The organism is Nitrospirota bacterium (genome assembly GCA_040757335.1).
Lineage (GTDB): Bacteria > Nitrospirota > Nitrospiria > 2-01-FULL-66-17 > 2-01-FULL-66-17 > JBFLXB01.
Genome location: JBFLXB010000017.1, coordinates 1 through 21,658 on the forward strand (window position 1 = coordinate 1; position 21,658 = coordinate 21,658).

A 21,658-nucleotide genomic window follows, 5' to 3' on the forward strand; every position below is an offset into this window, starting at 1 on the left:
GTCGTGGAGGCCCTCAGGCCCCCCGGACGGCACACGCTCTCAATGCCTCGCACTCGATCGCTGCCCATGAGCGCTTCCACACCCGGCGTATCGAGGTTAACCGCCATTACTCGGACACACTCCTAGCAGTTCCCCTTTTTGGCCTGGCCAGGCGGGCAGAAATTGGCGGTATTGCTCTTTGAGTTCGAGTCGTTAGCCTCCACCTCGACTCCCGCGATTTTCCCCTTCACTTGGGTGATGGAACATGCGGAAAGCGACACCACGGCGAGAATAGACAGTAACAAGCGGATGGTTGGCATGGGACCTCCTGTCGCGTGGATGAACGATGTGTGTGGTTACCTGGTTCCTCAACCGCTATTGATGTATAGATTTCAAACGACATTCTGTCAATTTCACACGTCGTGGCCCGGGTCGGATCGGCCCAGCGCTTGAAAGATCAACGGTAGTTCGCCAGAATGGAGGCGTCTGGCGGCGCAGCTTCAATTCTTGATCCGTCAACCGCGCCTCTCATCAAGTATTGTTGGGAGGACACGCAGCCCAGGCTCCTCTTGCAAAGGTGAAGACGAAGGCGACAAAAGGCGTGTTGCTCTCGGCCCTGGTCTTTCCAGGACTCGGGCAGATCGCGCTTAAGCGGTATCAGCGCGGGGTGGCGTTCGTGCTGGCGACCTTGGTCGGTCTGATGCTGATCGTGGCCATCGCCACACGGGAGGCCGGGAGGAATCTTGCCACGATTGAATCGGAAGGCGTCGTCATTGATCAGGAGGCGATGTCCCGCGCCATTGCCGAGGCCACGTCCTGGTCGGGCAACCTCACCTTCAACCTTCTCCTCATCGCCATCGCGCTCTGCTGGGTCTACGCGGCAGGTGACGCCTACCGCATCGGCAAACAACAGGATGTGTGCAACCAGTCGGGGACGTTCCTACATAATTAAGTAACAGCCGATCACTCGTTCCACGTGTTGAAGCGCTCCGGAACCACGGACGCCGAAGTGCTCTGCGAGCTCGCCAGAACCACGGCGTCATGGGCCGATTCCCTGCAAGGCCCAATCGGGGACGTTGTTGAGATTAGGTGACGGGTCGCCGTCAAGTGGTGGATTTGGCGTTGTCCCGCGGGCTCATCGCTCCTTCCGCATCTCCCCCTCCAAGCGCTCGGCCCGCCACCCTGTGTCAGCCCCAGGGGCTGATGTTGAAAGAATGCGCGGACGGTGTCGGAATTCTTGACGGATCAAGAGACCGCATATCTTATTGAAAAACATAGATATTGCTATCGATGCTGGCGGTGTGAGAATGGATCAGTGTCGTGATATTTTACATTCTCAGCTGGTCTTTTCGTGGCGCCACAACAAGGCTGACAATATCTCGGCTTGTATAACAACGTAAACTCAAGAGGTTATGGTTTCGTGGGGCAGTTGGCGCCGAAGGCATGATTTTTGTATCACACAGAAAAAAATATTCAAAGGGGGTCAAGAAATGCAGAATGCAAGCATCAAGGCAATGATTGGTGGGATGGCTTTGTTCGTTCTGATCGGATTTTCTTCCGCACCTTCCTGGGCGCTTTCGCTTGATACCGGCGCACCGATCGTCGCGATTGACGGCAATGCCGACGGCGATGTGACAGTCTACATTCAGAGCACCGCTTTTGTTCCCTACCCGTATCAGTACGGATTCTTCCTAAATGGTGGCAGCACCTTTAACCTCCTAGGGCTTTCTAGCATAAATTCGTTCGAGGGGGGGAATGTCATCGATTTCGCGCTCTATGACGGCACGAAATACTACACGCTCTCAGGAGATGCTGCTGATGATACCTACAGCGTACTGATGGAGTTTGGTAATCCAGTCACAGTCGGTTCTCCTCAGCGGCCTGAGGGCTGGTCTCAGCCCTACTACTACAATGCGAACATCACCTGGGCCATCCCCTCCCTCGCCGCGACCAACACCAATGAGTTGGCCCTGAATTATTCTGGGGGAAATGACGGGATCGCGCCGGTTCCTGAGCCCAGGACACTTCTTCTCCTTGGTTCTGGAATGCTCGGGGTGGGATTTATCGCACGGAAAGGGTTGAGGGCGCGCTCAAGGCTAAGTCAGGTTCTGGGTCGCTCTGCACCTCGTTGAGTCGGTCTGCACGCAGGCACTTGACGACCCGCAATAAAGAGGCCCCCATATGGGGGCCTCTTTTCGCATCAATCTCTCCTCCTTCGTTAGGTCACTAAGTAACGCGTCGTGAGCCAGCGCTTGATCCCGGCAGTTCTCAGAATGAGGCGCGTGGAGGGGTTCGAATTTAGTCTCTGGTTTGCCTCCGTCTTCCCGGCTTCTTGCCTTTGGTTCGTGCAACGTGACCCTGCTGCGACGCCTGAGTTTCACCTGTATCGGCCAGTCGAAAGTCCACTTGCCGTCTGATCAGATCCACGCGCTCCACCAGCACCCGCACCGGATCGCCTAACCGGAACACCCGCCGTTTTCTGCGGCCGATGAGAGCGTGGCGGCCTTCGTCGTGCACGTAGTAGTCGTCTGCGATGGTCTCGGCGCGCACCAGGCCTTCCACGAACACGTCCACCAGTTGGACGAAGAAGCCGTAGTTGGTCACGCCGGAGATGACGCCGCCGAAGTCCGCGCCGATCTTGTCCGCCATGAAGCGGGCTTTCTTGAGATCCACCACCTCGCGTTCCGCGTCCATGGACAGGCGCTCGCGAGCAGAAGACCAGAGTGCGATTTCAGCCATGAGTTCTTCGAGCCGTTCGATCGGCAGCCCGCCGCCGGACAGGGTGGCGCGCACCAGGCGGTGGATGACCAGATCGGGGTAGCGTCGGATCGGCGAGGTGAAGTGCGTGTAGTGCGTGGCGGCAAGGCCGAAGTGGCCGGTGTTTTTGACCGCATAGCGCGCTTGTTTCATGGAGCGCAACAACAGCGTATTGAGCAAGGCTTCTTCCGGACGGCCACGGACCGTTTCCACCGCGCGCGCGAGGGGCTTGGGGTGGATCCGCTCGCCCACCGCGATGGTGTGGCCGAAGCCCGACGCGATCAGCGCGAAGTTCAAGAGCTTGTCCGGGTCCGGGCGCTCGTGCACGCGGAACAGCATGGGCACATTGAGACGGCTCAGGTGCTCCGCCACGGTCTCGTTCGCCGCCAACATGAACTCTTCGATGATCCGATGCGCGATGGTGCGCTCCTGTTTGATGATGGCCGCGGTCTCACCCAACACGTCCAGAAGAATCTCGGGCTCGGGCAGGTCGAAGTCGATGCTGCCGCGATCGCGCCGTCGTTCGTAGAGCCGCTCGCAGAGCGTACGCATGGTGCGGAACGTGGGCAGGATCGGCGCATATCGACGACTGAGATCCGCGTCGCCCTGTTCCAGGATCCGCCCGACCGCGGTGTACGTCATGCGCTCGTCGCTGGTGATCACGCTGGGATAGAGGTGGTATTCGGTGCGATGGCCGTGTGCGTCGAACGCCACCTCGCACGTGAGCGTCAGGCGGTCTTCGCCGGGGTTGAGGCTGCAGAGGCCGTTGGAGAGCCGCTCGGGAAACATGGGCACCACGCGATCGGGGAAATACACGCTGGTTCCCCGGCGACGCGCTTCGAGGTCGAGCGGGCTATCCCAGGGCACGTAGGCTGAGACGTCCGCGATGTGCACCCACAACCGGAAGCCTCCGTGCGGCAGCGCCTCGATCGACACCGCGTCGTCGAAGTCCTTGGCGTGTTCGCCGTCGATCGTCACCGTGGTCAGCGCGCGCAGATCGCGTCGACCGGCGAGCAGCCCTGGTGTGAGACGGTCGGGGATCGCGTTCGCGTCGCGTTCGACCTCCGGTGGAAATTCCCGCGGCAGGTCGAACTCGGCGATGACCATGTCGGTATCGAGCGCGGGATCGCCGGAGCGCCCCAGCACGTGAACGACTCGGCCGTGAAAGCCCTGGTGCGTGGTGGGGTAGGCGGTGATCTCGGCCACCACCAGGTCGCCGTCACGGGCGCCGCGGAGATCTCCGGACGGAATCGCCACGTCGCGGCTGATGCGTGGATCGGTGGGGACCACGAACGGGAACGCGGGGCCTCGCGAAACGCGTCCGACCACCTGACGGCGTGCCCGCTCCAGGACGTGTACGATCCGTCCCTGGCGCCGTTCGCCGTCCCGGCGCCGTGCCCGCCCGTGCGGAGTTTCCCGAACTTCGACCACGGCTTCGACGCGGTCGCCGTGCATGGCGTCACCCATCGCTCTGGCGGGAATGTACACGTCCTGACGACCCAGTGCGGGATCTTCGTCCGGAATGACGAACCCAAAGCCGTCGGGATGGCCCTGGAGCAGGCCCGTGACGGTTTCCGAACGCCCGGGGCGCGGACGGCCCGAGGCGCGTCGCCGGGGACTCACGGTGTGGCGGCCAGCGCAACCGACTCGTCCGCCGCACGGTAGGCCGTGGAGACGTCGAGGTCCGGAAAACAGTTGTCCCGCGCTTCAATGTCGCGCAGCCACGCCTCGTCGACCGCGCCCGCTTCGAGCTGATCCGCGAGCCGCAGAAACCGCAGCAGGTGATCGGTGGTCCGTTTCAGCGCGTAGGGCACCATAGTACCGGTCTTCATGATGAACGCCCAATCGGACGCCTGGGCCAGCAACAATTCGCGGAGCGCCTGCGTGGTGGCGCGGTGCTGGAGGGTGCCTGGTCCGGGGTCGCAGGCTGCGAGCGCTTCCATGCGGCGTGAGGCGTGGTGGAGGTGGCGGTAGATCCAATCGTTGGTGCCGTTCAGCCAGACTTCGTAGTAGCCGTTGTGGCCCCAACTCGAGGCACCGGGTTCCACCACTTGGTTGGTCGGGTGGCGGTCCAAGTACTCCGACGGGGTGATCGGTTCGATCTGATTCTGGTCGAAGTGCAGCTTGCGAAAGAGCAGGTCCATCCACATCGGGCCTTCGAACCACCAGTGGCCGAAGAGTTCCGCGTCGTACGGCGCTACCACGATGGGCGGTCGATCCATGGCTCCCGCCAGGTAGTTGATCTGGAGTTGGCGGTTGAAGAGGAAGTTGCCGGCGTGTTCGGCTGCGCGCTCGCGCGCCCACGCGGGGATGTAGGGCTCTTTGTGATTCGTCCGGCCGGTGATCCGGAAGTATTTGATCCCGGTGTTGTACTGGGGTCCGAGATGGGGAAGGTGGCCGCGGATGTAGTGAACGGGGAGATCGAACCCCACGTCGCGGTAGTACTCCCGATAGTTGAAATCACCGGGATACCCTTCGATCGCGCTCCAGACCTGCTTGGAGGACTCGATGTCTCGCCCGAAGGCGACGACGCCCGAAGGGCAATACACCGGCGCGTGCAGCCCGAAGCGCGGTCTGGGCTTGGCGTGCAACAGGCCGTGGCTCTCCATGACAAAAAAGCGCAGGCCCTCGTCAGCCAGCATCTTGTCGAGGCCCGGCGCGTACGCGCATTCGGGCAGCCACATCCCGCGAGGATCGCGTCCGAACGCGCGACGGTACGAGTCCACCGCCACACGGATCTGCGCGCGTACCGCGCTCGGGACCAGCCCCAGCAGGGGCAGGAACCCGTGCGTCGCCGCGCACGTGACGATCTCCACATGGCCCCGGTCTTGAAACCCGCGAAACGCTGCGGTCAAGTCCTGGCCGTATTGGGAGACGAAGCGCTCGCGACTGCGCTCGAAACGCTCGCGATAGAAGGTGGCCAGGGGTCCGAATGCGGTATCGCCGGTCAGGCGCTGCTCTTCGGATCTCGCCAGGGCGATGCGTTGATCGAAGTAACGGACCAGGCGGCCGCGCAGCAGGGGGTCGTCGAACATGGCCACCAGTGAGGGAGTCAGCGTCATGGTCAACCGGTAGTTCACCCCCTTGGCGTCCAAGCCTTCGAGAACTTCCAGGATGGGCAGATACGTGTCGGCGACGGCTTCGTAGTACCAGTTCTCCTCCAGGAAGTGTTCGTATTCCGGATGGCGCACGAACGGCAGGTGAGCGTGCAGCAGCAGGCACAGATACCCGCGAGGGGCGCTCATGGCCGGTCTCCCCATCCGTTTACACCCACGGGTTCACCGGAAGTCACGATACGGCCGTTGCGTACCGTCAACCATCGCTCGGCTCCGCCTTCATCCGAGGCGTTGCGCGGCGTGGCGACCTGGTTGGAACGCATTGCGGCTGCAAAGCGCCCATCGCGGGCGCGCCAGCCGATCTCGAAGATCAAGGTCTGGTTCGGGCTCCACAGATGGATGTAATAATTTCCTACCTCTCCGGCAATGTCGAAGTCAAAATGATGACGGGCGCGCACCACCAACGCCCCATTGTCGCCGTCGTGAGAAGGCGCGTCCGCCACGTCATACGCCCGCAGGACCTGGCTGGCGCCATCCCACCACGGGCCGAGGTGGGCCCGAACCTTGGCGATCGCGTCGGCCGCGAGCTCCCAATAGACGTGTACCAGGACTGGATCAACCGGCATGGCCACCAGCTCGGTCACCCCGTATCGCCACGGAAGGCCGGCTACCGCAGGCGGTGGCGTTGGCGCGATCGACGCGCACCAGCCGCTGCCGCTGGACGCCGCGGCCGCCGGCTGGTCGGCGAGCCGAACCAGCGCGGCGCGCAGCTGAGCCAGGGTCATCCGATGGCGGCTGGGAATAGCCGCGGCCTTGGCCTGCGCGAGCAACTCGCTGCGCGGCAGTGAGGTCGAGCGCGTGGGCTCCGGCGTCGCGTGCGAGGTGTCTTGCGCGGCCGGCTTTGCGGTCGCACGAGCGGGGGCGGCGCGTTTGACCCGTTTGGGCGCGGCGGCCTTTTTCGCGGCCGCCGGTTTCTTTTTGATCGCCGGGGTCCGCTTGACCGCGACCGGGGCGCGGCTCGAACGAGCGGCTCGCGAGCCGGTCCTCTGCGACGACTTCAGTTTGCGAGGGCGTTTGCTAGCCAAGGGGTCTCCTCGGAGGTTGGATGATCGCGCGACGGTACGCGTCCACGTAGTGCTCGGCAGACCGCTCCCACCCGAAATCGCTGCGCATCGCGCTGATCATCAGCCGTTTCCAGCCCGCGCGATCGCGGCGAATCGCCAGCGCCAGTTCGACCGCTCGCAAGAGATTCTCGGCCGTGCAGGGGCGAAAGAGGAACCCGGTCGCCGTCTCTTCGATCGCGCTCCGTGGGGTGTAGTCCACGATCGTGTCGGCCAGCCCGCCGGTTTGATGAGCCACCGGCACGGCGCCGTAACGCATCGCGTACAGTTGACTGAGTCCGCAGGGCTCATACCGAGAAGGCATCAGAAAGATGTCTGCGCCGGCCATGAAGCGGTGGGCCAATGCATCGTCGAACGTGAGCGCAACGGCCATTCGCTCCGGCCGCTTGGCGGCCCAGTCGCGCAGCGCAGCCTCATAGGGCCCGTCGCCGGTTCCCAACACCACGAGGCGAAGATCTACCATCAAGAGTTCGGGCAGGAGCGAGATGAGAAGATCCACGCCCTTTTGCTCCACCAGGCGCGTCACCATCGCTAGGACCGGCCCAGGTCCCGGGGGCAGACCGGTCTGTTTCAGCAGGTCGTCGCGGCAGGCGGATTTCCCCCCCGGCTTGCTCGCGGAGAAGGGCGCGGCCAACATCGGGTCGTTGGCGGGATCCCACTCGGCGCGGTCGATGCCGTTCAGGATTCCGACAATGTCTCCTCGGCGACTCGCCAAGACGCCGTGCAGTCCGTGGCTGAAGGGCTCGGCCTGGATCTCCTTGGCGTAGGTCGGGCTCACGGTGGTGATCAAATCCGCTGCGACCAACCCGCCTTTCAGCAAATTGACCTGACCGAAGAATTCGAGGCCGCTCATCGAGTACCACCACGCCGGCAGTCCGGTGGCGCGAAACAGGTCGCCGCGGAAGGAGCCGTGGTAGCCCATGTTGTGAATGGTGAGCACAGTGCGGACCGGCGCCCGCGAGCGCTCGGACGCGAGGTACATGGGGATCAGCGCGGTTTGCCAGTCGTTACAGTGAAACACGTGGGGCGTCCACCCCAGTGTGGCCGGCAGCTCGAGGACGGCGCGGGAGAAGAAGGCGAACCGCTCGAGGTTGTCGTCGGGGTCCCAGACCGGTGACTGATAGAGACCGTCGCGATCGAACCATCCGCGGTTATCCGCGATGGTATACACCGTGACGGCGCTTCCGGGAAGGGTTGCGCGGCCGACCGTTGCGGCCACCTCGCCCTGCGCGGTGCGAACCCGCATCGTGCTCAGCCGGTTGACGGGTCCTTCGAACGAGCGATACCGGGGCGTGACCACGCACACGTCGTGCCCCAGCGACGCGAGCGCTTTGGGCAGCGCGGACGCGACGTCCGCGAGTCCGCCGGTCTTGGAGAACGGCGCCACCTCGGATACGGCAAACAGAATACGCAGCGGATTATCCATCCACGACCGCGTTCTGGTCTTGTCGCGCAGACGCCGCCTGTTCCTCGGCGTGGTAGGAACTCCGTACCATGGGTCCGGCCTCGACGTGCACAAACCCCAGGGTGCGGGCCCGAGCGCCAAGGTCGTCAAACTCTTCAGGCCGGTAGTACCGCGACACCGGCAGATGCTCGCGCGTGGGCTGCAGATACTGGCCCACGGTCAAGATGTCGCACCCCACGCCCCGCAGATCAGCGAACACCGCACGCAGTTCATCGCTCGTTTCCCCCAAACCCACCATCACGCCGGTCTTGGTGACGCTTCCCGCGGCTTTAGCCTGTCGCAGCAGTCCGAGCGATCGTTCGTACCGTGCCTGCGGCCGGACGATCGGATAGAGCCGCGGCACGGTTTCGGTGTTGTGGTTGAGGATCGCGGGTTTCGCGGCGAGCACGGTCAGCAGGGCGGATTCCGTACCTTGAAAATCCGGGATCAACACCTCGATCGTGCAGTCGGGCTTCACCGTCCGGATCGCCCGGATCGTCTCGGCAAACACCGCGGCCCCGCCGTCCGGCAGCTCGTCGCGGTTGACCGAGGTCACCACCACGTGCCCGAGCCCCATGGCGCCGACCGCTCGGGCCACTCGTCGCGGTTCGTCCCAGTCGATGTCGGAGGGCCGGCCGGTTTTCACCGCGCAGAAACCGCACGAGCGCGTGCAGACGTCGCCCAGAATCATGAACGTGGCGGTGCCGCGGTTCCAACACTCCCAGAGATTCGGGCAGCGCGCCTCCTCGCAGACCGTGTGGAGCGTCCCCTCGCGAAACAACCCGCGAAGGCGAGCCAGGTCCTGACCCTGGCGCAAACGCACGCGGATCCAGGGCGGTAGGGCCTGGCGCGGCAACGGCTCGGTCGCCCGCGGCGGTCCCTTGCCGCGTCGCGTGGGCCCGCGGGTGATCTGGATCAACTCGCTCATCGCAGCAATTGCCAGGGATTCTCGATCCGCGCGGCGACCTCTTCCAGGTACTTGGCCGCGATCACGCCGTCGATCACGCGATGATCCGCTGAGAGCGTGATGCGCATCCGATGGCCGGCCTCGACCCGTCCTTCGCGAATGACCGCCGTCTCGACGATCCGGCCCACGGCCAGGACCGCGGCCTCGGGCGGCGTGATAATCGCGGAAAACTCGTCCACGCGGAACATGCCGAGGTTGGACAGGCTGATGCCCGCACCCTGGTACTCCTCGGGCTTGAGCGCCTTGCGCCGGGCGCGGTCGGTCAAATCAGCCAGCGCCTCGGCGATCTGGCCAACCGACTTCCGATCCGCGTCGCGCACCACCGGCGTGATGATGCCGTCCTCCAGCGCCACGGCCACCCCCACGTGGGCACCCGCGCGGAACACCACCGCGTCTCCGGCGAACGACGCGTTGACGCGCGGTACCGCGAGCAGCGCCTGCCCCATGGCCTTGACCAAGAGCTCCGTCACGCCGATTTTGGGGCCGGCGGTGTCTGCGAACCGGGTTTTGACCTCCAGCAAGGGTCCTGCATTGATCTCGGTCGTGACGTAAAAGTGCGGTATGGTCGCCTTGCTTTCCGTCATGCGTTTGGCGATGGTCGCGCGCATGAGGGACAATGGCTCGCGGCGGTCACCTGCGCTCGGGGGCGTGGTGACCGCCGGCGTTGGGCTGGTTGCCGCAGCCGCCACGTCGCGTTCCACGATCCGGCCGCCGGGTCCGGTCCCGCGAATCGCGCGCAGATCAATGCCGCGCTGCTCCGCCAGCCTACGAGCGAGCGGCGACGCCGTGACTGTCCCGGGAGTCTCAGACGCCGCGGGCGCCGAGCGTTGGGCCACTTCTGCGAGCACGCTGGCCTGGATGGACGGGGGGACCGGCTTTGCGGGTGTGACCGGCGGCCCTTCCGTGCCGGTCGGGGCGAACGGTCGAACCTGTTCCGCCTTGGAGCCTTCGGCCAGGAGGGCATCGATCGACTCCTGGTCGCCCGCAATCACGCCCAACAACGCCCCCACCGGCACGCGCGCGCCCTCAGGCACCATTTGCTTGCGGAGCACGCCGTCGGTGTATGCCTCCAGTTCCAATACGGCCTTGTCCGTTTCCACCTCCGCCACCACATCGCCGCTCGCCACGCCCTCTCCCTCGCGCTTGAGCCATTTCACCAGCACGCCTTCTTCCATGGTGTCGGAGAGCTTGGGCATGATAATACGACCGGCCATCGGTGGTCCTAAGAGCCTGTCCATGAAAGGCCATCTGCGGCGTTGCCGCTTGCGCGCCGGTCCTCACGTACATACAGAGTACGCTCCGGTCCGGTGCTCAGCGGCGCCTTGCATCTGGCGCTTTCCTGAACAGGCTCCATAGGGCGCTCTCAAAACAACAGACAAGCTTCTAGTAGAGATCCTTATACGAGATACAACGCTTTCTTAACCGCTGCGGCAATCCGTCCCGCCTCGGGCACGGTGGCGGCCTCCAAGGGTCGCGCGTACGGCAGCGGCACGTCCAAACTTGTGACACGCTCGACCGGCGCGTCCAGCTCGTCGAAGGCCTCGGCCGAAATCTTGGCCGCGATCTCGGCGGCGACGCCGCAGAAGGTCCAGCCTTCCTGCACCACCACCGCGCGCTTGGTCTTGCGCACCGACGCCAACACCGTGTCCCAGTCGAACGGCCGCAACGTGCGCGGGTCCACCACTTCCACCTCGATGCCCTCCGCGGCCAGCGTATCGGCGGCGGCCAGGGCTTCGCGCACCATCTTGGAGTACGCAATGACCGCGCAGTCGCGACCCGGCCGCACGATCGCCGCAACGCCCAGCGGGATCAGGTCCTCGGCCTGCGGCACCTCGCCGGTTGCTCCGTACAGCAGCTCCGATTCGATCACCAGCACCGGGTTGTCATCGCGAATCGCAGACTTGAGCAGTCCGCGCGCGTCGCGCGGGGTGCCGGGCGCGCAGACTTTGAGGCCCGGCACGTGACAGAACCACGCCTCCAGCGCTTGCGAGTGCTGGGCCGCGAGTTGGCGCGCGGAACCGCCCGGGCCGCGGATTACCATGGGCACGGAGACTTGACCGCCGGACATGTAATGAACCTTGGCTGCCGTATTGACGATCGAGTCCATGGCCGCCACCGCGAAGTTGAACGTCATCACCTCTACCACCGGCCGCAAGCCCGCCATGGCCGCGCCCACCCCTGCGCCCACGAACCCGGCTTCGGCGATGGGCGTGTCGATCACGCGTCGTTTGCCGAATTCCTGGAGCAGCCCTTTAGTCACTTTGTACGCGCCCTGGTAGGCGCCGACTTCCTCGCCCATGATGAAGACGCGGTCGTCGCGGTGCATCTCTTCGCGCAACGCCAGGTTCAAGGCGTCGCGGTACGCCATCACGGACATGGGAAAGAACCCTGTTTGCTGGTGCACTTACGCATAGACGTCCTCTACGATCGCCTCCGGCGGCAGCACCGGGCTTGCCTCCGCGAACGCCACGGCGTCGTCCACGATCCGCCGTACCTCCTGGTCGATCTCCGCGAGCCCCTCGTCCGTGGCAAGGCCCTTTTCTTTGAGCAGCTTCGGGAAGGTCTTGATTGGATCGCGGGATTTTTCGTGTTCCAGCTCTTCCCTTGTTCGGTACACGCCGTGCGCAGGGTCCCGCATGGAGTGCCCCACGAACCGGTAGGTCTTGGCCTCGATCAGCACGGGAGTGCGGTCTTTCCGCGCCCGGCGCACCGCATCGCCGACACGGTCACGCACCGCGAGCACATCCATGCCGTCCACCACGTCGTGCGCCATGCCGTAGGCCTCGGCCTTTTCGTGCAAGTGTTCCGGTCGGCTCATGGCCACGGCGATCGGTGTCCCCATCCCGAAGTGATTGTTCTCGCACACGAACACCACGGGCAGGTTCCACAGCGCGGCCAGATTGAGGGCCTCGTGGAACATGCCGCCATTAACCGCCCCGTCGCCGAAAAAACAGGCCGCAACCTGGTCGCCCCCGCGGTACGAGATCGCCAGCCCCACGCCCACCGCCAGCGCCAAGTGCTCGCCCACGATCGCGTAGCCGCCGAGGAACCCGCGCGGCGCATCGAAAAGATGCATGGAGCCGCCTTTGCCGCGGCATAGGCCGGTGGCTTTGCCGAAGAGTTCGGCCATCACCGCCTTGGGGTCGCTGCCACGCGCCAGCGCATGACCGTGATCGCGATAATACACGAGCACGTAATCGTCGGGCCGCAGCGCGGCGATCGCACCCGTGGCCACCGCCTCCTGCCCGTTGTAGAGGTGACAAAATCCGCCGATCTTTCCCAACGTGTACATTTCCGCCGCGCGCTCTTCGAATCGGCGGATCAACAACATGGTGCGATATAGCGCGACAATGTCGTCGGGCATGGCGTGGGGTAAACGAGGATCAAACAGCGTAGAGCCGTGGGGATCTTAGCGACCGGCAGAACGGGAAGTCAATGGGCGCCGGCGTCGCTTCCCCGGCTCGCTCCTGAACGAGCTAGACAGGCTCCGAGACCTCGATCGGCGCCTTGAGAAACGCGGCCACGCGTTGCGCCACACCTTCGGGGTCGAGCCCGTGGTGCTTCCGTAACAGAGATTGGGCGCCGTGTTCCACGAACGCGTCCGGCAGCCCGATCCGGCGGACTTCCACGCCCCGAACATCGGCCTGCTCGAACAGCTCCAGCACGGCGCTGCCGAATCCGCCCATCAACACATGGTCTTCTATCGTGACGACCCGGCGCACGCGTTCGGCCACGTCGAGCAGCAATTCGCGGTCCAGGGGTTTGACGAACCGGGCGTTGACCACCGTCGCGGCCACCCCGCGGTCGCGCAACAGATCCGCGGCTCTCAACGCCACGGGTACCATGGCGCCGATCGCCACCAGCGCCACGTCGTCGCCGTCGCGCAAAATTTCGCCGCGGCCGATCGGCAACGGCACGATCGTGGGGTCCAGGGCAACGCCCTCGGACTCGCCCCGCGGGTAACGCAGGGCACAAGGGCCGGGGTGCATCAGCCCGGTCAGCAGCATGTGGCGCAATTCGTTTTCGTCCTTGGGGGCCATGACCACGATGTTCGGTACGTGCCGCAGGTACGCGAAATCGAACGCGCCGTGGTGCGTGGCGCCGTCTTCGCCCACCAGTCCACCCCGGTCCATACAGAACAGCACCGGCAGATTTTGGAGGCACACGTCGTGGACGACCTGATCGTATGCGCGCTGGAGGAACGTCGAATAGATCGCCACCACGGGCCGCGCGCCGTCCACCGTCAACCCCGCGGCGAAGGTGACGGCGTGTTGCTCGGCGATCCCCACGTCGTAGTACCGATTCGGAAACTCTTTCGCGAACAGGTTCAGGCCCGTGCCCTCGGGCATGGCCGCGGTGATGGCTACGACCTCGGGTCGCTCGCGGGCCAGTTGGATCAAGGTGTTGGCGAACACCGAGGTGTACGACGGCCGGCCGGACTTTTTCTTGAACAGTCCGGTCGCGGGATCGAACGGCGTCACCCCGTGGAACGCAATCGGGTCGCGCTCCGCCGGTTCGTAGCCCTTGCCCTTCTTGGTGATCACGTGAACGAGCAGTGGACCGGACAGGCGTTTGACGTTTTCGAACGTCGTGACCAGATGGTCCAGGCGATGGCCGTCGATGGGGCCGATGTACCGGAAGCCCATCTCTTCGAACAGCAACCCGGGCACCAGCAGCCCCTTCATGCTCTCTTCGGCTCGCTTGGCCATTTTGAGCATGGGTTTGCCGATTTTCGGAATGTTCCGGAGAATGGTTTCGGTCTCTTCCTTGACCCTCGTGTACAGCTTGCCCGTGATCAGGCGGGTCAGATAGGCGGACAAGGCCCCGACGTTCTCCGAGATCGCCATGGTGTTGTCGTTCAAGACCACGATCAAGTCGGTCTTGAGCGCGCCGGCCTGGTTGAGCCCTTCGAACGCCATCCCGGCGGTCATGGATCCATCACCGATGATGGCGATCACTTTGTGCGCGGCGTCGTGTTCTGACCCTGGACTCAGCAGGTCTCGCGCCTTGGCCATGCCCAGGGCGGCCGAGATCGACGTGGCGGCGTGCCCCGCGCCGAAGGTGTCATACGGGCTTTCGTTGCGCCGCAAAAACCCGCTGATGCCGTTCCACTGGCGGAGCGTGGCGAACCGGTCGCGTCGACCCGTCAGGATCTTGTGCGCGTAGGCCTGGTACCCCACGTCCCACACCAGCCGGTCCCGCGGGGTGTCGAACACGTAGTGCAGCGCGACGTTGAGATCCACCGCGCCCAGCGGGCCCGCGAAGTGCCCCCCGTTGGCCGCGAGCGTCCGCACGATGACCTCGCGCAGTTCCGCCGCGACCTGAGGGAGCTGTTCCGGCGCGAGCCGGCGCAGATCTTCGGGGCGATTGATTTCGTCGAGCAACGCCATGGGATCAAGATCTCCGATCGAGAATATACCGTGCCAGGGCTCGCAGCGGTTCGGCTGCGTCGTCGAATTGGGCGATCGCGTCGAGCGCGTCTTGGACCCATTGCTCGGCAATCCGGTGCGACGCGTGCGCCCCGATCACCGCGGGATACGCCCATTTCCGTTGGGCCCCGTCTTTGCGGGTGGCTTTGCCCATCTCCTGCGGGGTGGCGTCGACATCCAACAGATCGTCGGCGATCTGAAACGCCAACCCCACGCCGCTCCCGTACCGCGTGAGGGCGCTGAGCTGGCGGTCGTCGGCTCCCCCCAGGATGCCGCCGATGCGCACGGCCGCGCGGATCAACGCGCCGGTCTTCCGCGAGTGAATGCCGTCCAGCGTCGCGAGCGCGGCCGCGCGGCCGGCGTCGTCCGACGCGGTGCGCGCCGACGGGGGTTCGGTGCGGAGGTCCAACACCTGCCCGCCGACCAACCCGTCGGCCCCGCTCGCGGCTGCGAGCTCGGCCACCGCGGCCAACCGCGATTCGGCGGGGACATCGCCCTCGCACCGAGGATTGGCGAGCGCGCCGAACGCCAGCGCCTGTAGGACGTCGCCGGTCAGGATCGCGACGTCTTCGCCGTACACCCGATGGCTGGTGGGGCGGCCGCGCCGCAGGTCGTCGTTGTCCATGGCCGGGAGATCGTCGTGGATTAACGAGTAGGTGTGGATCAATTCCAACGAAACCACCAACGGCAGGATGCTTTGACTGTCGCCGCGCACCGCGTCGCACGCGGCCAGCGCGAGGATGGGTCGGATCCGTTTTCCCCCGCCCAACACGCTGTATTCGACGGCCTGGCGCAGCAGCGTCGGCGTTCCGTCCGACCCGGGGAGGGCGTCCCGGAGCGCCTGTTCGACTTGGCTCCGCCGCTCCGCGAGATACGTGTCGAGCGGGGCTTTAGCGGCCGGTGCCGGCATCGTCCGCGTCAACGTCCTCTTCGGTTGGAGCGGCGTCCGGCGCTGGAAAGGGCCGAACCTTCTTGCGTCCGTCGTTTCCCAATAAAATCTCCACCCGCCGGTCCGCCTCGTCCAGCAGTTTCAAACAACTCTTGGAGAGCTTGACCCCTTCTTCAAAGGCTTTGAGCGATTCGTCGAGCGACAGATCCCCCCGCTCCAAGGTCTGAACGAGCGCTTCGAGGCGTCCCAGGGCTTCTTCGAACTTCAGCGCGGCCATCGCGGCATTCCATGAAGAGCCAGCATCTTAACAACGGTGAAACGAGGGGTCAAGACGACGCGGGCGGCGGGGCGCCAGACTTCGAACGTCGCCGGCGCCGCCGGCGAGGCGTGGTCGGGGAATGGCCCGGACCCTGAGCCTGTGGAGCCGGGCGAGCCGATCCGCCACGCTCGCGATGGCTGGGGCCCGGACTCCGCCGCGGTCCTTCGCCCGACGGACGGGACCGTCGCGCCAGGGCGGTGACCGGCTCGAACCAGTCGTCCTCGGCCCATTCCACCGGGATCTTGTGTCCGATGAAGGCCTCGATTGATTCGAGCGCCATCACGTATTCCTCGCACGCCAGCGAGATCGCCTTGCCCGCGGCGCCCGCCCGGGCCGTGCGGCCGATCCGGTGCACGTAGTCCTCGGGGTCCTGCGGGATGTCGTAGTTGACGACGATCGAAACGCCTTCGATGTGCAGCCCGCGCGAGGCCACGTCGGTCGCGACCAGGATCTTGAGCTCTCCGCTCTTGAAGCGATCGAGGTACTTGAGCCGCTTGGGTTGGGGGATGTCGCCGGTGATCGCGCGGGCGCTGTACCCGTGGCGGTTGAGATGGTCCGCGAGTCGTTCCCCGATCTGCCGGGTGTTCACGAAGATGAGCACGCGCTCCCAGCGCTCGCGACGCAGCAGCCCCGACAAGAGCGAGAGCTTGCGGGCTCGCTCCACGTGGTAGAGGACCTCCTGGATCTTCTCAGCGGTGACGCGCTGCGGGGTAATCGAGACCTTCTCGGGATTGTTCATGTGCTCGTAACACAACTCCATCACCCGCATGGAGAGAGTGGCCGAGAAGAGCATCGATTGGCGTTTGTCAAAGGGCGGCATCCGCCGAAGCAGATAGCGGATGTCGGCGATAAACCCCATGTCGAACATCCGATCGGCCTCGTCAATGACAATGACCTCGGTGCGCCGCAGGTCATAGACCTTCTGTTTGAAATAATCGATCAGCCGTCCGGGCGTGCCCACCAAGAGGTCCACGCCGGCGCCGAGCGCGTCGCGTTGTTTGGTGTAGTCCACCCCGCCGTAGACCGCCATCATCGACAGGCCGGTGCCGGAGCCGATCGCGCGCGCTTCCTGTTCGATCTGCACGGCCAGCTCACGGGTGGGCGCAACCACCAGCGCTCTGGGGCTCGAACGCGCGCCTTTGGGCGGTGCCGGGTTGCGCAGCAACCGCGTGAAGACGCTGATCAGAAACGCCGCGGTCTTCCCGGTGCCGGTCTGGGCCTGGCCCGCCACGTCCCGGCCCGCGAGCGTGATGGGCAGCGTGCGTTCCTGGATCGGGGTGCAATGGGTGTAACCGAGGCGGTCCAGGCCGTGCAAGACCTCCGGTGGGATCGGTAACGAGCGAAACGTCGTCGAGGTCGTGAGGCGGAGGCCGGAAGGTTCTCCGGGAACACCCGGGGCCGGTTCCGCCCCGGGGACAGGCAAACTTTCAGTCACGGCGCGGATCATACCAAAGCGGTGGGCGGCTTCGCAAGACGAAGTTCCAGACGAGTTCAATCCGGGGACCCCTTCCGCGCCCGGCGGGTCGCCCACCGGATCTGCCGGAGGATACCGCGGAACACGCGGACCTCGCGCGGCGAGGGTTGGGCGCGGTTGATGAAACCGCGCAACTCGTGGAGCAAGCGGCGGCCTTGGGGCGGCTGGAGGAATCCGATGAAATGGAGGGTCTCGTCGAGATCGTCGGTGAGCCCGTCGAGCTCAGCGCCCGAGGCCAGCTCGGGCGCTGGCGCGGATGCAGGAGCCGTGGTGCGGGTGAGTTCGTAACACCCGAGGAGCACGGCCTGCGCGAGATTGAGCGAGGGCTGCGCGGGATCGGTCGGCACCGCCACGAGTTGGTGGCACAGCGCCAATTCGTTGTTGGAAAGGCCCGAGCGTTCAGGGCCGAACACCAGCGCGGTGTCGTGCGCGTGCGCGCGTTCGACCAGCCCCGGAGCGGCGTCGGACAGCCAGACCGCGTCGGGTCGGTCGGGCCGGGTCATCCCGAACCCCGCGGCCCACTGCACGTCTTGGAGGGCCTCGCGCAGGTTGGCATGGAGGCGGGCGCCCTCGATCACGTCTCGCGCGCCGTACGCCATCTTCAACGCGTCGGCGGTGAGGTGGCCGCACTCCGGGGCCACCAGGTGCAGCTGCGAAAACCCCATGTTCTTGAGCGCGCGCGCCGCGGCCCCGACGTTGCCGGGGTGCTCGGGACGGACCAAGATCACGCGGAGACGACGGCGCCAAGCGGCGTCCGCAGGCTCCGCCGCGGGCGTGACGCCGACATCCATAGTTGGAATGTGCAGGTCGTGATCCATCGCTGCTCGCGCGAGTATACGCCTTGCAAAAGGCACCCGTCTATGGTAAGAGATGCCGTTCGCCGGAACGGGCGGCGGACCAACAATCACACACGCGCGTGGAGGGTGCTGGCGGTCCCGGACGCCGGGTCCAGCGACCCAGTGAAGCGCGCGGCGGATCAACCTACATAAGGAGCGGAGTATGTCGGACGTGGGACTGAAAGAACTGCTGGAGGCCGGGGTGCACTTCGGCCACCAGACCAAGCGGTGGAACCCGAAGATGAAAAAGTACATCTTCGGGGAGCGCAACGGGGTGTACATTATCGACCTCCAGAAGACGGTCAAAAAGTTCGGCGAGGCGTACGCCTTTGTCCGGGATACCGTGGCCGAGGGCGCGACCGTGCTGTTCGTGGGAACCAAACGACAGGCGCAGGACATCGTGGAGACCGAGGCCAGACGCTGCGGCATGTATTACGTCAACCAGCGGTGGTTGGGCGGGATGTTGACCAACTTCCAGACGCTGCGAAAAAGCGCCGACAAGCTCAAGAAGCTCGAGACGGCGAAGACCGACGGCAGCCTGGACCGCTTGACGAAGAAGGAGGCCGCGGGCATGGAGAAGGAACGCGCCCAGCTCGAGAAAATCTTGGGTGGGATCAAGACGATGACGGAGCTGCCCGGCATCGTGTTCCTGATCGACTGCAAGAAAGAAAACATCGCGGTGCGCGAGGCGAACCGTCTCGGCATCCCGGTGGTGGCGATTGTCGATACCAACTGCGATCCCGACGAGGTCGACTACGTGATTCCCGGCAACGACGACGCGATTCGAGGGATTAAATTGATCACGGCGCGGGTGGCCGACGCGGTGATCGAGGGACGGCAGTTGTACGCCGCGAGAATCGAGGAACAGGCCAAGGCCACCGCGGTGTCCGCCGGCCGCGAAATGGCGGAGTTGGCCGCTGCCGAGGGACGGTAACGTGGCGGCCGTGGACGCCGCGCTCGTCAAGCAGCTCCGCGAGCGGACGGGCGCCGGAATGATGGACTGCAAACAGGCCTTGGAGCGCTACGCCGGGGACCTGGACAAGGCGGCGGAGTGGCTGCGCGAGCGTGGCGCGGCGGTGGCCGCCAAGAAAGCCGACCGCGCGGCCAGCGAAGGGATGATCGGCTCGTACGTGCACGCCGGGGGCAAAATTGGCGTGATGGTGGAGGTCAACTGCGAGACCGATTTTGTGGCCCGAAACCCCGAATTTCAAACCTTGGTCAGGGACCTCGCGATGCACATCGCGGGGACGCCGACCACCCCGCGCTACATTACCCGGAAAGAGATTCCCGAGAGCGTCCTGATCGAGGCCCGGGAGCGCTTTACCGAGGAGGCCCGTCAGACCGGGAAACCCGACAAGGTGATCGCTCAGATCGTTCAAGGCCGTCTGGACAAATTCAGCGCCGAAATTTCGTTGATGGAGCAACCGTTCGTCAAAGATCCCTCGCTGACGATCGACGCGCTGGTCACCGAGAAAATCGCCAAGATCGGCGAGCGAATCTCGGTACGGCGCTTCGTCCGCTATCGCCTGGGAGAGGATGACCGTCACGCATAGCTCATCGGAGAACCGAGGCGCCAGGCGCGGCTGATGCGCCGTCCGCGGCGGGCTGGTCGCTGGTTCTCAGACACCTCGTGGCCGATCTCAAATATCGTCGAGTCCTGCTGAAGTTGAGCGGCGAAGTGCTCGCGGGCGAGCGAGGCTACGGGATCGAGCCCGCCGTCGTGAGCGAAGTGGCCGACCAACTCCAAGAGGTCAACGCGCTGGGCGTGGAGCTGGCGATCGTGATCGGCGGCGGGAACATCTTCCGGGGCCTGGCGGCCGCCGCCACCGGCATCGAACGATCGTCGGCCGATTACATGGGCATGCTGGCCACCGTGATGAACGCGCTGGCGCTGCAGAGCGTGCTCGAGAGCAAAGGCGTGGTGACGCGCGTCCAATCCGCGATCGAGATGCGGCAACTGGCGGAGCCGTACATCCGTCGACGGGCGATCCGCCACCTCGAAAAGAAGCGGGTCGTGATCCTCGCGTGCGGGACCGGCAACCCCTATTTTTCGACCGACACGGCGGCCGCGCTCCGCGCGATGGAAATCGGGGCCGAAGTGATTCTCAAAGGCACCAAGGTGGACGGCGTATACGATCGCGACCCCCTGAAGGACCGAAGCGCGACGATGTTCTCGCGACTCACTTTCTTCGATGTGATCGAGAAGGGTCTCGCGGTGATGGACAGCACCGCGGTGACCCTCTGCATGGAAAACCGTCTCCCGATCATCGTCTTCAACCTCAAGGAAAAGACCAACATCAAGCGAATCGTGTTGGGTGAAGCTCTGGGGACGGTGGTGGAGGGCGAACGGGTCCGTGGGTAGGAGCAGGGCGTGGATGTGAAGCGAAAGGGCGCGGAGCGGATGGACCACGTGGTCGAGCACTTGCGTCGTGAGCTCGCCACCATCCGCACGGGGCGCGCCTCGCTCTCGCTCTTGGACAGCGTCCAGGTCGATTACTACGGCACGTTGATGCCGCTCAAACAGGTCGCGAGTCTCGCCGTTCCCGAGAGCCGCCTGATCACGATCCAACCGTGGGAACCGGGGCAGATCCCCGAGATCGAAAAGGCGATTCAAGGCGCCAACCTCGGCCTCCAACCGTCCAACGACGGAAAGACGATTCGGCTGGCGATCCCGCCGCTCACCGAAGAGCGACGCAAGGAATACGTAAAGGTCGCGCGTCGGATGGGCGAAGAGGCGAAGGTCGCGGTCCGCAACGTACGCCGGGACGTCAACGACGAGCTCAAGAAGGCCCAGAAAGCCGGCGAGCTGTCGGAGGACGCCCAACGTTCCGCCCAAGACGACATCCAGCGCCTCACCGATCAATACGTAACCCGAGTCGACGAGATTTTGGCCAAGAAAGAGGCCGAAATCCTGGAAGTGTAACGGTCGCAGAGAGAGGGAGCTCATGGCTGAACGCACCGGCTTCGTCAACACCTCGTTGATCCTCTATTTGTGCGCTGCGCTCGTCGTCATGGGGGCGATCGGCGCGTTTCCGGTCGCAGGATGGGCGGCGTTTGTGCCGTCCCAAGCCGCCATGTCGGCGCCCGCGTTCGATCGCGAGGCCGACATGGCGCGGTTGAAGACCCATCTGGAGCGCAAGGTGGTTGCCCAACGCCTGGCGGACTGGGGACTCGGGCCGCAGGACGTCGCCTCACGACTCGGACAACTCAGCGACGCGCAGATCCATCAAGCCGCGGTCCAGCTCGACAGCGTGCAGCCCGGCGGCGACAGCGGGCTGGGAGTGATCATCGGTCTGTTGGTGATTGCGATACTGGTCGTGGTGCTGCTTCAGCTCACAGGCCACCGGATTGTGATCACGAAGTAACCGGAGGTTACGGACACGCGTC

General features: G+C 64.8%; 20 protein-coding genes. 7 read left to right on the forward strand and 13 right to left on the reverse strand.

Translation table 11 applies throughout. From position 1 onward, the window contains the following. Positions 1–556 precede the first annotated feature (556 nt). Together AB1451_10130 and AB1451_10135 are read left to right on the forward strand one after the other, a co-directional pair. Positions 557–931, forward strand: a complete 375-nt coding sequence (locus tag AB1451_10130; protein ID MEW6683260.1) for a hypothetical protein — start codon at positions 557–559, stop codon at positions 929–931. A gap of 538 nt (positions 932–1,469) precedes the next feature. After that, positions 1,470–2,111: a PEP-CTERM sorting domain-containing protein gene (locus AB1451_10135; protein MEW6683261.1), complete on the forward strand. Its 642-nt coding sequence runs from the start codon at positions 1,470–1,472 to the stop codon at positions 2,109–2,111. A gap of 166 nt (positions 2,112–2,277) precedes the next feature. Here AB1451_10135 and rnr read toward each other — a convergent pair whose 3' ends face one another. The 13 genes from rnr to AB1451_10200 all read right to left on the reverse strand — a co-directional run bounded on the left by rnr (position 2,278) and on the right by AB1451_10200 (position 18,253). Continuing rightward, on the reverse strand, positions 2,278–4,359 hold the full coding sequence (gene rnr, locus AB1451_10140; GenBank protein ID MEW6683262.1) for a ribonuclease R: 2,082 nt from the start codon (positions 4,357–4,359) through the stop codon (positions 2,278–2,280). Beyond that, on the reverse strand, positions 4,356–5,981 hold the full coding sequence (locus AB1451_10145) for a 1,4-alpha-glucan branching protein domain-containing protein (protein MEW6683263.1): 1,626 nt from the start codon (positions 5,979–5,981) through the stop codon (positions 4,356–4,358). Before AB1451_10145 ends, rnr begins: the two co-directional genes overlap by 4 nt. Beyond that, positions 5,978–6,877, reverse strand: a complete 900-nt coding sequence (locus AB1451_10150; protein ID MEW6683264.1) for a DUF4912 domain-containing protein — start codon at positions 6,875–6,877, stop codon at positions 5,978–5,980. The genes AB1451_10145 and AB1451_10150 overlap by 4 nt, the downstream gene beginning before the upstream one ends. After that, the gene (glgA, locus tag AB1451_10155; protein MEW6683265.1) at positions 6,870–8,339 is read right to left on the reverse strand and encodes a glycogen synthase GlgA; all 1,470 of its coding nucleotides are present in this window, start codon (positions 8,337–8,339) and stop codon (positions 6,870–6,872) included. Before glgA ends, AB1451_10150 begins: the two co-directional genes overlap by 8 nt. After that, positions 8,332–9,285, reverse strand: coding sequence for a lipoyl synthase (lipA, locus tag AB1451_10160; GenBank protein MEW6683266.1), 954 nt, complete (start codon positions 9,283–9,285; stop codon positions 8,332–8,334). The genes glgA and lipA overlap by 8 nt, the downstream gene beginning before the upstream one ends. Further along, entirely contained in the window at positions 9,282–10,538 is a 1,257-nt protein-coding gene (locus AB1451_10165; protein MEW6683267.1) for a dihydrolipoamide acetyltransferase family protein, read from the reverse strand. Before AB1451_10165 ends, lipA begins: the two co-directional genes overlap by 4 nt. Positions 10,539–10,720: 182 nt before the next feature. After that, the gene (locus AB1451_10170) at positions 10,721–11,701 is read right to left on the reverse strand and encodes a pyruvate dehydrogenase complex E1 component subunit beta (GenBank protein MEW6683268.1); all 981 of its coding nucleotides are present in this window, start codon (positions 11,699–11,701) and stop codon (positions 10,721–10,723) included. Positions 11,702–11,728: 27 nt separating this feature from the next. Next, positions 11,729–12,688 carry a pyruvate dehydrogenase (acetyl-transferring) E1 component subunit alpha gene (gene pdhA, locus AB1451_10175; protein MEW6683269.1) on the reverse strand — a complete coding sequence of 320 codons (960 nt, stop codon included), beginning with the start codon at positions 12,686–12,688 and terminating at the stop codon, positions 11,729–11,731. 112 nt (positions 12,689–12,800) lie between these two features. After that, positions 12,801–14,714: a 1-deoxy-D-xylulose-5-phosphate synthase gene (gene dxs / locus AB1451_10180; GenBank protein ID MEW6683270.1), complete on the reverse strand. Its 1,914-nt coding sequence runs from the start codon at positions 14,712–14,714 to the stop codon at positions 12,801–12,803. Positions 14,715–14,718: 4 nt separating this feature from the next. Continuing rightward, positions 14,719–15,663 (reverse strand): polyprenyl synthetase family protein, encoded by a 945-nt coding sequence (locus AB1451_10185; GenBank protein ID MEW6683271.1) that lies wholly within the window; start codon positions 15,661–15,663, stop codon positions 14,719–14,721. Further along, positions 15,644–15,919 (reverse strand): exodeoxyribonuclease VII small subunit, encoded by a 276-nt coding sequence (locus AB1451_10190; GenBank protein MEW6683272.1) that lies wholly within the window; start codon positions 15,917–15,919, stop codon positions 15,644–15,646. Before AB1451_10190 ends, AB1451_10185 begins: the two co-directional genes overlap by 20 nt. 49 nt (positions 15,920–15,968) lie before the next feature. Beyond that, positions 15,969–17,291, reverse strand: coding sequence for a DEAD/DEAH box helicase (locus AB1451_10195; protein ID MEW6683273.1), 1,323 nt, complete (start codon positions 17,289–17,291; stop codon positions 15,969–15,971). A gap of 161 nt (positions 17,292–17,452) precedes the next feature. Continuing rightward, positions 17,453–18,253, reverse strand: coding sequence for an RNA methyltransferase (locus tag AB1451_10200; GenBank protein ID MEW6683274.1), 801 nt, complete (start codon positions 18,251–18,253; stop codon positions 17,453–17,455). Positions 18,254–18,434: 181 nt separating this feature from the next. Between AB1451_10200 and rpsB the strand changes: the two genes are divergently transcribed. The 5 genes from rpsB (at position 18,435) to AB1451_10225 (ending at position 21,636) form a co-directional block, all read left to right on the forward strand. Then, positions 18,435–19,205, forward strand: coding sequence for a 30S ribosomal protein S2 (rpsB, locus tag AB1451_10205; GenBank protein ID MEW6683275.1), 771 nt, complete (start codon positions 18,435–18,437; stop codon positions 19,203–19,205). A 1-nt stretch (position 19,206) separates the two neighbouring features. Beyond that, complete coding sequence (tsf, locus tag AB1451_10210) at positions 19,207–19,824, forward strand: translation elongation factor Ts (protein ID MEW6683276.1); 618 nt, start codon at positions 19,207–19,209, stop codon at positions 19,822–19,824. Positions 19,825–19,901: 77 nt separating this feature from the next. Continuing rightward, positions 19,902–20,633 (forward strand): UMP kinase, encoded by a 732-nt coding sequence (pyrH, locus tag AB1451_10215; GenBank protein MEW6683277.1) that lies wholly within the window; start codon positions 19,902–19,904, stop codon positions 20,631–20,633. Positions 20,634–20,672: 39 nt separating this feature from the next. Continuing rightward, positions 20,673–21,194, forward strand: coding sequence for a ribosome recycling factor (frr, locus tag AB1451_10220; protein ID MEW6683278.1), 522 nt, complete (start codon positions 20,673–20,675; stop codon positions 21,192–21,194). A gap of 22 nt (positions 21,195–21,216) precedes the next feature. After that, a complete protein-coding gene (locus tag AB1451_10225) occupies positions 21,217–21,636 on the forward strand; it encodes a PA2779 family protein (GenBank protein MEW6683279.1) in 420 nt (139 codons plus the stop codon). Positions 21,637–21,658: the final 22 nt, after the last annotated feature.